Consider the following 12,963-nt stretch of genomic DNA (forward strand, 5'->3'; position numbering starts at 1 on the left):
ACCAGCATTATGGTTAGACGCCATTCAGCGGTCATACGTAATGTCGAATAATCGCTAGATTTACACAGCTATACGTCAACGAGCGCCCTTGCTCTCGCCGCGAGGTCAGCGCAGAACTCAGGGTTCGCGCGCACCCATAGAGCAAGAAAGGCTCCCCGAACGATTGCCTCTGGTACAAACCCGATAGCGATACCTATTTGGTTGAAAAGAAGATGAGGATCTCGATTTGTCTGTGCAACCTCTTCCAACACCCGATTAACCAATTCTTGGGCCTCAGGTGCGCGTTGACAGGATACTGTTAGCACGGCCAAGTCCCGATCTAGTCTATTTCGAATTTCTTCAAAGACAGCAAGTTCTGGCTGAGTTCCAGGAAGCCGGATGACACCTGCATCGCGATCTTCGGCCTGCTGTGAGTCGCCATCGATTACACATAGCGACTTGAATTTCATGGCGGGATTGCTCATGTGTCCACGATGAGTCTTAACTGCGTTTCCATCGCCTTGTACAGCATGAACCTCGACTTGATCATAGTCTGCCCCTAGCGTTTCACGGAGGATTGCGTCCACCCATGTCTTCGCGAAAACGTCCTCTACGAAAACCGCCAGTTTCTTATCAACGCGACCAGCAACGGCGCGCAGCGCCTCTACGGATAGTTTTCCTTGTCGAAGCTTTCCGTCAATACTTGCCCAAATAGCCTCATTCGGCAGGGGTGAGAGGGCATAGTCGCTATGCGTTGTAAAAATTGTCTGGATCGACTTTCGACTGGCAACGTCGATCAAGTACTCAACCATTCTTCGCGTGGCCACAGGATGTAGCCCGTTTTCAATCTCCTCTATGAGGATCAAGCTGTTCTCAGGAGCCTGCTCAATCTTCGTGACCATACGAATGATGGAAGATTCACCTGCGCCAAAGTGAAATTCTGAATATTGGTTTGCACCAGCACGTCCAACCAAAAACTTGTCGTCGTGCCCATATTGCGTCACGCGATAGTCGGCGACCGACTTTCCTAGAATGTGCTCTACTTGCCTTGCGACATCTGCATCAAGCGGCTCTAAAGGCAGAGTATGCACATACGTGGATCGCATCAATTGTTTGTAGCGCGCTTTCTCGCCAGCCGGGACTGTTCGTTCAATGCCAAAAAATAGAACCTCACGGTCTACAACATCTCCACGGACCCACTTCGCCTGTCGAAAATTTGAAGTCCTCTTAATTGTCTGCCGTTGATTTAGTTTTTTATCGATCAGTTCGTATTCAACCCTCCAGCCGGACATCGATTCGTCGCCGACGGCACTCTTCGGAAAGAACATTCCTGGTTTCACTGGCTTATAGGCGCACCCGGCAGCACCCATGACAGCAGATTTTCCGCTCCCATTCGGCCCTATAAGGGCGGTTACTGGAAACTCGAAATTAATATCCTCACCCATGAATCCACGGATTTTCTCTATACTCGCTTTGAGAAGATAACTACCGTAATCATGCCTTCTTACTTTATCTAATAAATCGACTTTTGTTGAATCACGAATTTCGCTTGCGATCATTATTTAATCCTCAACAATTATGCCGTATTAATTATAAACCTTCGGCTGGACTGTATGACTGTAAAAAACTGGTCGATCAGGTCGTCGATCAGCTCCTTGACCTGCTTCTTCTGCCAGCGGTACTCGCGCTGGTAGTAATCGATGCCGTAGCGCTTGCCCTTGAGGATCTCGCTGATGGTGCGAGCCTTGCCGTCGATGGTCTTCATGGCTGTCCTTCCATCTCGCTTTCCTGCGGGGCGGCCTTGCGCTCGCCGAGGGTACGTCCGTTGGCGTCCTTCCATTCGATCCAGCCGTTGGCGGTGCGTCCGGTCACGCAGGCCGCGGCGCCGCTGGGGGATTGGAACAGGTGATCGCGGGTAAAGCGGATGCGCCCACCCTCCACCACCAACACACCCTGCTGCAGCAGTTGCTCGCGGATGCGGTGATAGCCATGGCCCTGGAACGAGGGCACGGTGTCCAGGCGTCCGCTGGAGCCGGCCAGCACGACGAAGCCTTCCTCGGTGTACAGGCCGCGGGCGTCGGCGCCGGAGGCGCGACACAGGAAGACCTCGTCGGCACGCTGTACCTGTTCCTCGCGCGCCAGCGGCTCGAACAGCGGGTAGCCCAGGGTGGCCAGCAGCGTGCGCACCGTGGCGTGGATCTCCATGCAGTCGGCTTCCAGCGGCGCCGGCGTGTGCGGCCGGCCGCCGACGTTGCCGTTGTCCAGCAGGTAGCGCCCTGCCCGCTGCGCCTGCTGGATCGACAGCCATTCCAGATAGCCCACATGGGTATTGGTCAGGCTGTTGGTGAGCGAGACCGCCACCAGCGCGCGGTTCCAGAAGCCCTTGGCCTGCTGGTGCTGCGACAGGCGCTGCTTCAGCAGGCCGGTCTGGCCGATATACGCCTTGGCCGCGCCGCCGGCCTCGTCCTCGCCGAACAGGAAGTACACGCCCACCTGCTCGGCCTCGGGCATGCGCAGGAAGTCGGCCAGCAGCGCGCGCGGCACCTCGATCACCCGCACGATGCGGGTGGTGATCTCGGCCACGCGGATGCCCTGCGGGTCGCCCGCGGGCAGGAAGATCTGGATGGTCTGCGGGTGGGCGCTCATGCGGCCATACCCTCCACCGCGCCGCGCACGTCGATCTTGCCGGTGACGGCGGCGGCGATGAGGGCGGAACGGCGTTCTTTCAGAAGATCGATGGTGCGCTGCGCAGAACTCGACAAAGAGTTGAGCTTGTTGAGCTTGGTCTGAATGAAGTAGACGACCTGTTGTTGTTCGGCCACTGTCGGCAATGGCAAAGGGAGTTCCATGACAACATCCTGGCCGATATTCAGCATAGAGCTACTGGCACCCGTCGCGACAAGTTCGATTTGCGACCGCGCCTCCCGAGTGCCAAGAACAAAGGCTGCATATTCCGGCAAGCACTCCTTACGATCCAACCGAAGGCGATATAGCTTGTCGCAAAGCAATAAATGATCCAAGTCGGATGGGACGACCGCGGCACTGCCTACGAGCTCTCTTGTATTCGCCCTTGAAATCAAAAGATCCCCTGCATTTAACGCATACTCAGGCCTGGGCGCGAGTTCGGACGGGAGTCTTTTGTTCTGATCTGGATCGAACACTCCTCGATTAACACAGCCCACTTTGAGAACACCCCATTCCGTCGAATCCTCAACAGGATAGTTTTCACATTGGGGGCTCCATCCTTGCTCAATCGTCTGAGTCACGCGCTTGAGCTTGGACACGACCCAATGCGCCGGCACGTGACCCAGCCAGGGGATACCGGAGTCCTTCATGGGGACATTGGGATCAAGCCCGCGGGTGACGGCGCGGGAGATGGTGGCCTGACGCTTTTCGGCCAGCAGCGCCAGCAGCTTTTCCTGCTCGGCGATCAGGGCATCGATCTTGGCGGTTTCGCGGTCGAGGAAGGCGGCGATGGCTTGCACTTCCGTAGATTCGATCGGTAGCGCAAGCCGAATCTTTTCAACATCGGATGATGATAGGTGCTTAACGGTAGTCGAGTAGGTAACGTCGTTTATAGCCCTCAACGGAATCGGTAGAGCATGCAAGAGGATCGATGAGAGTCCGGTATCCCTAGTTCGGACACAGCACATCCGCTGATTCAAGAGAGCAGGTTCGCTGCCAAGCCATCGACCGACATTGAAATCGCCATCCATGCCTATTAGCACGTCTCTCGAACTCACAATTGCGGCGCCAACCTGCTCTCCTGCATAGCGGGTTTCCGCCTCATTTCGATTCAAGTCTCGAATGCGAACAAGCGGAAATTCGCCTTCGGCGTCGAACAGCTTTGAGTCGAACGGATAGCCGTTAATGATTGTTGCAACGTCCTGAAGTCTGTAGATGCGCCAATGCGCTGGCACGCTCCCAAGCCACGTTACCCCACTGTCCTTGTACTCCGGATACCTGGGCAAGCTCATTCCACCAACTCCCCCAGCATCTTCATGATGCTGGCCGACACCTGCTTCAGTTCGGCGTCGATCTCCTGCAGCGGGCGTGGCGGCTCGAACACGTAGAAGTGGCGGTTGAACGGGATCTCGTAGCCCACCTTGCTCTTGGCCTCGTCGATCCAGGCATCGGGCGCGTGCGGCAGCACCTCGCGGCGGAAGTATTCGCCGATGTCCTGGCCCAGCGGCACGTTCTCGGTGTCGCGCAGGGCGCTGTCCGGCTGCGGCTTGCCCTTCTGCTTGCCCTTCAGGCCCAGCACGATGTTGCCGTCCTGGTCGCGCAGCGGCCGCTCCACGGTGACGGTGGTATAGCCGAACTCCCGGTTGCGGAAGATGCGCGACAGCGGTGCGCGCTTGAGGGTGCCGCCGGGCGGCGGCTCGGGTGCGTTCTGCGTGGCGGTGACCACGTGCTGGCCCACTTCGTTGCCCTGGGCATCGAACACGGTGACGCGCTCGGCCTCGACGAAATCCCCGTACAGGCGGGTGAGCATGCCGATGTGCTCGTCGCCCAGTTCCTTGCGCTTGCTGCCCAGGCTCTTGCGCATCTTGCGCCAGAAGCCGCTGCCGTCGATCAGCTGCACCCAGCCGCGGCGGTCGCCGGGTTTCCTGTTGGACAGGATCCACACGTAGGTGGCAATGCCGGTGTTGTAGAACATGTCGGTGGGCAGGGAGATTATGGCCTCCACCAGGTCGTTCTCCAGCACGTAGCGGCGGATCTCGCTCTCGCCGCTGCCGGCGCCGCCGGTGAACAGCGGCGAGCCGTTGAGCACGATGCCGAAGCGGCTGCCGCCCTCGCCGTTGACCACCGGCGCCATCTTGGACACCAGGTGCAGCAGGAACAGCATGGAGCCATCGGATACGCGCGGCAGGCCGGGGCCGAAGCGGCCGTCGAAGCCCTGCTCCTCGTGCTCGCGGCGCACTACCTTCTCCACCTTCTTCCACTCCACGCCAAAGGGCGGGTTGGACAGCATGTAGTCGAAGTGCCGGCGCGGGAAACCGTCATCGCTCAGGGTGTTGCCGGCCACGATGTTGCCGATGGGCTGGCCGCGGATCAGCATGTCGGCCTTGCAGATGGCGTAGGACTCGTCGTTGAGCTCCTGGCCGAACAGCGAGAGCTTGGCCTTGGGATTGTGTACATGCAGGAACTCGGCCGCCACCGAAAGCATGCCGCCGGTGCCCGCGGTGGGGTCGTAGAGGGTTCGGATGACCGGCTTGCCCGGGCTTAGCACCTCGTCGTCCTCGACGAAGATCAGGTGGACCATCAGCTGGATCACTTCGCGCGGGGTGAAATGGTCGCCCGCGGTCTCGTTGGAATCTTCGGCAAAGCGGCGGATCAGCTCCTCGAACACGTAGCCCATCTGCACGTTGTCCACGCTGTGCGGGTGCAGGTCCACGTTGGCGAACTTCTCGGTCACCAGGTACAGCAGGTCGGCCTTGGCCAGGCGTTCGACCTGGGCGTGGAAGTCGAAGCGCTCGAAGATGTCGCGCGCGTCCGGAGAGAACTGCTGGATGTATTCGTGCAGGTTCTGGCGGATGTTGTCCTGGTCGCCGACCAGCGTGGCCAGGTCCATGGGGCTGGTGTTGTAGAACGCCTGGCCGGACTTGCGCAGCAGGAACTGATGCGGATCCACACCACTGGCGGTGCGCTTGTGCGCCTCGGCCAGCACGGCGGCCTTGGTCGGCGCCAGGATGCAATCGAGCCGGCGCAGCACGGTGAACGGCAGGATCACCTTGCCGTATTCGGAACGCTTGTAGTCGCCACGCAACAGGTCGGCGACCGACCAGATCAGGGCGGACAGGGAGCTTTGGTTCATTTCGGCACGTTGTTCCAGAGGTATCGCCGGACACGCGGGGTCCGGCGCCGATTGGGTTCATGACGGGCATGGCGGCTGCGCTGGCCGATGGCGGCCCCTGCCGCTTGCGGGCGATTGCGGGCCGCTCCGTCCCGTTCTTCCATGAATTGTTCCACGAAGTCGCCGATGCGGGGCCTGTCGTCTGGTGTCTGTCATTTTCGGCCTCATCCTCGAACCGGTCCAGTTTCGAGCCGGTCCAGTTCCCATGGGCTATTGCGCTGACAGGGCTGGCAAGGCCACGAGCAGCCCCGCGCAGGCCGGAACGCATCGGCCCGCGCCTGTAAGCACATGGCAAGGCACGCCGCCGCCGTAACCGCACGGACCGCTGCACCGTTGGATGAGCTGGCACTCTCCTGTGGCCTGTGTGGCTTGTGTGGTTTGCGGCCTCGCCGGCCGTGGGCCCGTGCAATCCGGCTTGCCGCCAGTATCGCCATGAATGTCTCACCGGACGAGACCCGGAGATGGCCGTGGCCGACCATGCAACGCCGGGCGGCCCGGAAATGGCCTGGCTGCGGTGCATCAGGCCCCGCCCTCTCACCTTGAATGCAGGCCGGCTCCAGGCGCGCGTGTTACGTTCGTGGCGATCCATCGCCGGGAGCCCCGATGCGCCACCTCCGCCATGCCGTCCACGCCCTGATCCTGGCCACCGCGCTGGCCGGCACCGCCGCCCAGGCGCGGCCGGCCGACGATGCCTATGCGGCGGTGGACCCGTTCATCGGCACCGGCGGCGAAGGCCACACCTACCCCGGCGCCACGGTGCCCTTCGGCATGGTCCAGCTCAGCCCGGACACGCGCATCCAGCCGCGCGCCAAGGCCTACGGCTGGGCCGCCGGCTACCGCCACGACGACAGCACCATCGTCGGCTTCTCGCATACCCATTTCTCCGGCAGCGGCCACTCGGACCTGGGCGACGTGCTGCTGATGCCGGTCAGCGGCACGCCCAGGCTCGAGCGCGGCGATCCCGACGTGCCCGGCAGCGGCTACACCTCGCGCTTCCGCCACGCCACCGAGCAGGCGCGGCCGGGCTACTACGCCGTCACCCTGGACGACTACGGCGTGCGCGCCGAGCTTACCGCGAGCGCGCGCGTGGGCGTGCACCGCTACACCTTCCCGCAGGGCAAGCCGGCGCACGTGCTGGTGGACCTGCGCACGTCCATGTACGACTACCCGGGCAAGGTGTCGTGGTCGCGCCTGCGGGTGCGTGCGGACGGCACCGTCACCGGTTTCCGCGAGACCCGCGGCTGGGCGCCGGGGCGCCAGTTGTATTTCGCGATGCGTTTCTCGCGCCCGCTCGCCGGCCAGCAACTGCAGGACACCGAGCAGGACGTGCCCTACAAGGGCTTCCCGCCGCCGGGCGCCAAGGATCCGCGCCAGCGCGCGCAGATCGAGGGCCGCCAGTTGGTCGGCGTGTTCGACTTCGGCGACGGCGTCGCGCAGCCGCTGGTGGTGAAGGTCGCCCTCTCGCCGGTGAGCGAGGACAACGCCATTGCCAACCTCGACGCCGAGGTGCCCGGGTTCGATTTCGATGCCGTGCAGGCCGACGCGCGCCGGCAATGGACGCAGGCCCTGTCGACGATCGATGCCGAAGGGTCGGCGCCGCAGCGGCGCCAGTTCTACACCGCGCTCTACCACACCCTGCTCGGCCCCACCCTGTTCATGGACACGGACGGGCGCTACCGCGGCCCGGACAACGCCGTGCACCAGGCCGACGGCTGGACCCACTACTCCACCTTCTCGCTGTGGGACACCTACCGCGCGCTGCACCCGCTGCTGACCCTGGTGCAGCCGCCGCGGCACACCAGCGACATCGTCAACTCGCTGCTGGCCGCGCGCCGCGAGAGCCCGTACGGCATCCTGCCGGTGTGGGCGTTCCACGGCCTGGAGACGTGGTGCATGATCGGCTACCACGCCGTGCCGGTGATCGCCGACGCCTACATGAAGGGCATCGGCGGCTTCGACGCCGGCGAAGCGCTGGATGCGATGGTCGCCAGCGCCGACTACGGTCCCTACGGCGGCATCGCGGCCTACCGCGAACTCGGCTGGGTGCCGATCGACGAGGAAGGCGAGGCCGCCAGCAAGACCCTGGAGTACGCCTTCGACGACTGGACCATCGCCCAGGTGGCCCACAAGCTGGGCAGGAGCGACATCGCCGCCGAGTTCGACCAGCGCGCCGGCAACTGGAAGCACGCCTACGACCCGGCCACCGGCTTCATGCGCGCGCGCAATCGCGACGGCTCCTTCCGCGAGCCGTTCGACCCCGATGCCAGCGGCTACGGCACCGACTACACCGAGGGCAACGCCTGGCAGTACTCGTGGTACGTGCCGCAGGACGTGGCCGGGCTGGCCGCCGCGCACGGCGGCGCCGACAAGCTGCTCGATCGGCTCGACGCGGTGTTCGACGCCAAGGTCGATCCCAAGGTGTTCGAGCACATGGAGGACATCACCGGCCTGATCGGCTGGTACGCCCACGGCAACGAGCCCAGCCACCACGTCGCCTACCTGTATGCCTACGCCGGCCAGCCGTGGCGCAGCCAGGCGAGGCTGGCGCAGATCATGGACAGCCAGTACGCCCCGCGCCCGGACGGCCTGGCCGGCAACGACGACCTCGGCCAGATGTCGGCGTGGTACGTGTTCACCGCGCTGGGCTTCTACCCGGTCACCCCGGGCAGCAACCAGTACGTCATCGGCCGCCCGTTCCTGCCGCGCGCCACCCTCCACCTGCCCAACGGCAAGCGCTTCACCGTCATCGCCGACGGCCTGGACGCCGGGCATGGCTACATCGGCGGCGCCACGCTCAACGGCCAGCCGCTGCAGCGCGCGTTCCTGCGCCACGAGGAGATCATGGCCGGCGGCGAACTGCGCTTCGTCATGCAGGCCGAGCCGAACCGGCAATGGGCGACGGACCCGGCGCAGCGGCCGTATTCGATGTCGGCGCAGTGAGGCCGGGGGGCCGGCCCCGTTCCCGTCCCGGAAATCCATTCATGGCAAGGCCCGCATCAACGCGGGCCTTGCCGTTGCGGGGGACCATCAGCGCGAATAGAGCCGGACCATGCCCGCATCCACCACCCTCGCGATTTCTTCCATGCGGCATGTGATGTGTGCCTGGATCAGGGTACGGCATGCCTCGGCATCGCCGGCATCGATGGCATCGATGGCATCGATGGCATCGATGGCATCGATGGCATCGAGCATGCGGAAATGCTCTTCGAAGGTGTCGTGGCCGCGCCACCGGGATCGCTCCATCGCACGATGCGGATGCGGATGCGTGCGTCATGCTCGCCGATGCGTGCCGTCTCCGGGGACCGGACAACGCTGGCGGATTCCCCCATCGGGAAAGGCTCGCTGCACGGCCCGGTAAATCGCAGCCCCGGAACGAAGAAGGGCCCGGCATTGCCGGGCCCTTCTTCTCACACACCCCTGCGCGGGATGCCGATCAGGCGAACGGATCCTGCAGGATCATCGTCTGGTCGCGGTCGGCACCGGTGGAGACGATGGCGATCGGGCAGCTGGCCAGCTCCTCCACCGCGCGTAGGTAGGCACGCGCGGCCGGGGGCAGCTGCTCCCAGTCGGTGATGCCGTGGGTGCTCTCCTTCCAGCCCGGGAACTCCAGGTACACCGGCTCGCACTCGTCCCAGCCCTGCGCGTCCAGCGGCGCGTACTCGCTCTCCTTGCCGTGGTAGCGGTAGGCGATGCAGACCTTGAGCTTGTCCATGCCGTCGAGCACGTCGAGCTTGGTGATGCACAGGCCGGAGATGCCGTTGATCCGCACCGCGCGCTTGAGCGCGACGATGTCGATCCAGCCGCAGCGGCGCGGGCGGCCGGTGGAGGCGCCGTACTCGGCGCCGCGGTCGCGCAGCCCCTGGCCGACCTCGTCGTGCAGCTCGGTCGGGAACGGGCCGCCGCCGACGCGGGTGGCATAGGCCTTGGCGATGCCCAGCACGTAGTCGATGGTCTGCGCGCCCACGCCGGTACCGGCCAGCGCGCCGCCGATGGTGGTGTTGGAGCTGGTGACGTACGGGTAGGTGCCGTGGTCGATGTCCAGCAGCGCGCCCTGGGCGCCCTCGAACAGCACGCGCTTGCCCTGCTTGCGCAGGTCGTAGAGGATGCTGACGATGTCGGACTTCATCGGCTCGACGTATTCGCCGAAGGCCACCGCCTCGTCCAGGGTCTTCTGGAAGTCCACCGGCTCCACGCCCAGGTACTGGGTCAGCACGAAGTTGTGGTAGTCCAGCGCGGCGCGCAGCTTCTCGGCCAGTTCGGCCGGATAGCGCAGGTCGGCCACGCGGATGCCGCGGCGCGCCACCTTGTCCTCGTAGGCCGGGCCGATGCCGCGGCCGGTGGTACCGATCGCCTTGCCGCCGGCGGCCTTCTCGCGCGCCTGGTCCAGGGCGATGTGGTACGGCATGATCAGCGGCGCGGCCGGGGAGATCTTCAGGCGCGAACGCACCTCCACGCCGGACTCCTCCAGCTCCGCGATCTCCTTCTGCAGCGCGGCCGGCGAGATCACCACGCCGTTGCCGATCAGGCACAGGGCATCCTGGCGCAGGATGCCGGACGGGATGAGGTGCAGGACGGTCTTCTTGCCGTTGATGACCAGCGTATGGCCGGCGTTGTGGCCGCCCTGGAAACGGACGACGGCACCGATTTCCTCGGTGAGCAGGTCGACGATCTTGCCCTTGCCTTCATCGCCCCACTGGGCGCCGAGGACGACGACTGACTGACCCATGGCGGATAACTCCTGAGTTGGTGCGGCCATCGGGGCCGCGGAACGGGCCGCGTGCAGGCCGGCACGGGAATGGCGGTTCCATCGGGGAACACGCGCGGCGCCGGCCCTTACACGGAAAAAGCCGGTCGGGCGCTCAGAGGGCCCGGCCGGCTTTTGTGCATTATCCGGGTTTCGGCAGGCACCGGCCACCCCCGCCATTCAGCCCTCGCACGGCGTCGTGAGCGCCGGGTCGACGCCGCGATCCGCGCCCGGTCCGGCGGCGAGCTGCGTGGTCCCCGGCCAGGAAGGCAGTACCGGTCCCGGCGACGCCCGGAGCCGCGGCCGGGACCCGGTGCCCTGGCCCCCACTCCCGATTTCGCCGGGCCGGCCGCAGCGGCCAGCCCGGCATCCGGGCGTTCCTCCCGTCAGCGGTCGCTGCGCAGGTACTGCAGGAACGGGTCGTCCTTGCCCATCACGATCACGCCGTTGCCGTCGGCCAGCGACTTCCGGTAGGCCTCCAGGCTGCGGTAGAAGGCGTAGAACGCCGGATCGGCGTTGCCGGCCTTGCCGTAGGTCGCCGCGGCCTGGGCATCGCCCTCGCCGCGCAGGCGCTGGGCGTCGCGCTCGGCATCGGCCACGATCACCGTGCTCTCGCGGTCGGCCTGGGCGCGGATGCTCAGCGACTGCTCCTCGCCCTCGGCGCGCAGCTTGGCCGCCTCCTGCTTGCGCTGGGCGCGCATGCGCTCGTACACGTCGGTGATCACCTGGCTGTCGGTGGGCAGGTCGATCTGCTTGATGCGCAGGTCGCTGATCTGCATGCCCAGCGGGGCGACGGCGGCGTTGATCGCCTCGAGCTGGCCGGCGATCAGCTCGCTGCGGTCGCCCGAGACCAGCTGCTGCAGCGTGCGCGAGTTGATCTGGTTGCGCAGCGAGTCGGTGATGATCGGCGCCAGGCGCGCATCGGCCACGCGCTCGTCGCCGCCGGTGGCGCGGTAGAACGCGCGCACATCGGAGATGTGGCCAATGGCGAAGAAGTCCACGCTCACGTCCTTCTGCTCGGCGGTGAAGTAGCGCGCCGGCGCGGTGTCGAGCACCTTGTTGCGGCGATCGAACAGGCGCACCGACTCCACCAGCGGCACCTTGAAATGCAGGCCGGGCTCGACGTCGGCCCGCACCACGCGGCCCAGGTTGAGGACCATCGCGGTCTGGTCCTCGCGCACCACGTAGACCGAACCGAACAGCGCCAGCAGCACCGCCACGGCCAGGCCGATCAAGATCGAATTCCTCATGGCTGGACCTCCTCGCGTCCGCTAGGGCGCGGCCCGCGTTCCGGATTGCGGATCGGCTCGGCCGACGCACCCTCCTGCAACGCCGGCAGCAGCGTGCCCGGCGGCAACGGCCCGGGCGTGGCCTGCCCGGCGGCGGCCGGCGCACCGGTGTTGCCGCTGCCGGGCATCGGCACGTAGATCAGCGGCTTGCCGTCGCCGCCGATCACCTTGCGGTTCTCGGCCAGCACCTGCTGCACCGTCTCCAGCCACAGGCGCTTGCGGGTGACCTCCGGGGCGTTCTTGTACTGCTGCTGCAGCAGGGTGAAGCGCTCGGCGTCGCCGTCGGCCTTGGCGATCACCGCCTCCTTGTAGCCCTCGGCGGTGGTGCGGGTACGCGCCGCCTGGCCACGCGCCTCGGGCACCACCTTGGCGGCGTAGGCCTGGGCCTCGTTGATCAGCCGCTCCTTGACCTGCTGGGCACCGTTGACCTCGTCGAAGGCCGGCTTGACCTCCTCCGGCGGGCGCGCGTCGGGCAGGGTCACGCCGGTCACCACCAGGCCGGTGCGGTAGGCGTTGAGCGAGGCCTGCAGGCGTTCCTTGGCGGCGGTGGCCAGCGGCCCGCGGTTGTTGAGCACCATGTTCAGCTCCGAACGGCCGACCTGCTCGCGCACCGCGCTCTGCGCGGCCTGCTGCAGCACCTGGTCGGCATCGCGCGAGCCGAACAGGTAGGTACGCGGGTCGTCGATGCGGTACTGCACGTTCAGCGCCACGGTGACGATGTTCTCGTCGCGGGTCAGTACCGGCACCTGGTTGGAGAAGGTCTTGATCTCGGTGGCGTTGACCTTGCGCACCGACTCGATCGGCCAGGGCAGCTTGAAGTTGGGGCCGGGCGGCAGGATGCGCGAGAACTGGCCGAAGCGCAGCACCACGCCGCGCTGCTGCTCGCCGATCAGCTGGAAGCTGGAGAACGCCAGCAGCACCACCACGGCGATGACGATCCAGCGCGCGATGCCGCCGTCGAGCAGGTCCTTGAGTGGCCCGGGCAATCCGTTCCAGCCGTTCCAGCCATTGCCGCCGCGCGGACGCGGCGCGCCGGGTCCGTTGGAATCCGGGCCGTTTCCGCCCTTGCTGCCGGGTGTGTTCCAGGCCATGCA

The 12,963-nt window shown here is 65.2% G+C and carries 10 protein-coding genes; 1 reads left to right on the plus strand and 9 read right to left on the minus strand.

What is annotated here, in order from left to right:
- Window positions 1–68 precede the first annotated feature (68 nt).
- From BN3794_RS16010 to BN3794_RS11680, 5 genes are read right to left on the minus strand one after another with little or no spacing between them, the layout of a single operon-like run.
- Window positions 69–1,538, minus strand: a complete 1,470-nt coding sequence (locus BN3794_RS16010) for an ATP-dependent nuclease (protein WP_078059734.1) — start codon at window positions 1,536–1,538, stop codon at window positions 69–71.
- A gap of 17 nt (window positions 1,539–1,555) precedes the next feature.
- Window positions 1,556–1,744 carry a GmrSD restriction endonuclease domain-containing protein gene (locus tag BN3794_RS11660; RefSeq protein ID WP_066097487.1) on the minus strand — a complete coding sequence of 63 codons (189 nt, stop codon included), beginning with the start codon at window positions 1,742–1,744 and terminating at the stop codon, window positions 1,556–1,558.
- Entirely contained in the window at window positions 1,741–2,625 is an 885-nt protein-coding gene (locus BN3794_RS11665; protein ID WP_066097488.1) for a GIY-YIG nuclease family protein, read from the minus strand. The genes BN3794_RS11660 and BN3794_RS11665 overlap by 4 nt, the downstream gene beginning before the upstream one ends.
- A complete protein-coding gene (locus tag BN3794_RS16015) occupies window positions 2,622–3,956 on the minus strand; it encodes a restriction endonuclease subunit S (RefSeq protein ID WP_078059735.1) in 1,335 nt (444 codons plus the stop codon). Before BN3794_RS16015 ends, BN3794_RS11665 begins: the two co-directional genes overlap by 4 nt.
- Complete coding sequence (locus BN3794_RS11680; RefSeq protein ID WP_066097491.1) at window positions 3,953–5,797, minus strand: type I restriction-modification system subunit M; 1,845 nt, start codon at window positions 5,795–5,797, stop codon at window positions 3,953–3,955. Before BN3794_RS11680 ends, BN3794_RS16015 begins: the two co-directional genes overlap by 4 nt.
- A 642-nt stretch (window positions 5,798–6,439) precedes the next feature.
- Between BN3794_RS11680 and BN3794_RS11685 the strand changes: the two genes are divergently transcribed.
- Window positions 6,440–8,776: a GH92 family glycosyl hydrolase gene (locus BN3794_RS11685; RefSeq protein ID WP_066097492.1), complete on the plus strand. Its 2,337-nt coding sequence runs from the start codon at window positions 6,440–6,442 to the stop codon at window positions 8,774–8,776.
- A gap of 87 nt (window positions 8,777–8,863) precedes the next feature.
- On the opposite strand, the gene BN3794_RS16625 is transcribed toward BN3794_RS11685, so the two are convergent.
- From BN3794_RS16625 to hflK, 4 genes are all read right to left on the minus strand, one after another.
- Window positions 8,864–9,028 carry a hypothetical protein gene (locus tag BN3794_RS16625; protein ID WP_160330918.1) on the minus strand — a complete coding sequence of 55 codons (165 nt, stop codon included), beginning with the start codon at window positions 9,026–9,028 and terminating at the stop codon, window positions 8,864–8,866.
- A gap of 241 nt (window positions 9,029–9,269) precedes the next feature.
- The gene (locus BN3794_RS11695) at window positions 9,270–10,562 is read right to left on the minus strand and encodes an adenylosuccinate synthase (RefSeq protein WP_066097494.1); all 1,293 of its coding nucleotides are present in this window, start codon (window positions 10,560–10,562) and stop codon (window positions 9,270–9,272) included.
- A gap of 404 nt (window positions 10,563–10,966) precedes the next feature.
- A complete protein-coding gene (gene hflC, locus BN3794_RS11700) occupies window positions 10,967–11,830 on the minus strand; it encodes a protease modulator HflC (RefSeq protein ID WP_066097495.1) in 864 nt (287 codons plus the stop codon).
- Complete coding sequence (hflK, locus tag BN3794_RS11705; RefSeq protein ID WP_066097496.1) at window positions 11,827–12,960, minus strand: FtsH protease activity modulator HflK; 1,134 nt, start codon at window positions 12,958–12,960, stop codon at window positions 11,827–11,829. Before hflK ends, hflC begins: the two co-directional genes overlap by 4 nt.
- Window positions 12,961–12,963: the final 3 nt, after the last annotated feature.

This window comes from Xanthomonas massiliensis (genome assembly GCF_900018785.1).
Taxonomy (GTDB): domain Bacteria; phylum Pseudomonadota; class Gammaproteobacteria; order Xanthomonadales; family Xanthomonadaceae; genus Xanthomonas_B; species Xanthomonas_B massiliensis.

What these genes read in the sequence shown, in the direction of transcription:
- BN3794_RS16010 (WP_078059734.1), bottom strand. Translation starts at nt 1,538, where the DNA reads ATGATCGCAAGCGAAATTCGTGATTCAACAAAAGTCGATTTATTAGAT.
- BN3794_RS11660 (WP_066097487.1), bottom strand. Translation starts at nt 1,744, where the DNA reads ATGAAGACCATCGACGGCAAGGCTCGCACCATCAGCGAGATCCTCAAG.
- BN3794_RS11665 (WP_066097488.1), bottom strand. Translation starts at nt 2,625, where the DNA reads ATGAGCGCCCACCCGCAGACCATCCAGATCTTCCTGCCCGCGGGCGAC.
- BN3794_RS16015 (WP_078059735.1), bottom strand. Translation starts at nt 3,956, where the DNA reads ATGAGCTTGCCCAGGTATCCGGAGTACAAGGACAGTGGGGTAACGTGG.
- BN3794_RS11680 (WP_066097491.1), bottom strand. Translation starts at nt 5,797, where the DNA reads ATGAACCAAAGCTCCCTGTCCGCCCTGATCTGGTCGGTCGCCGACCTG.
- BN3794_RS11685 (WP_066097492.1), top strand. Translation starts at nt 6,440, where the DNA reads ATGCGCCACCTCCGCCATGCCGTCCACGCCCTGATCCTGGCCACCGCG.
- BN3794_RS16625 (WP_160330918.1), bottom strand. Translation starts at nt 9,028, where the DNA reads ATGCTCGATGCCATCGATGCCATCGATGCCATCGATGCCATCGATGCC.
- BN3794_RS11695 (WP_066097494.1), bottom strand. Translation starts at nt 10,562, where the DNA reads ATGGGTCAGTCAGTCGTCGTCCTCGGCGCCCAGTGGGGCGATGAAGGC.
- hflC (WP_066097495.1), bottom strand. Translation starts at nt 11,830, where the DNA reads ATGAGGAATTCGATCTTGATCGGCCTGGCCGTGGCGGTGCTGCTGGCG.
- hflK (WP_066097496.1), bottom strand. Translation starts at nt 12,960, where the DNA reads ATGGCCTGGAACACACCCGGCAGCAAGGGCGGAAACGGCCCGGATTCC.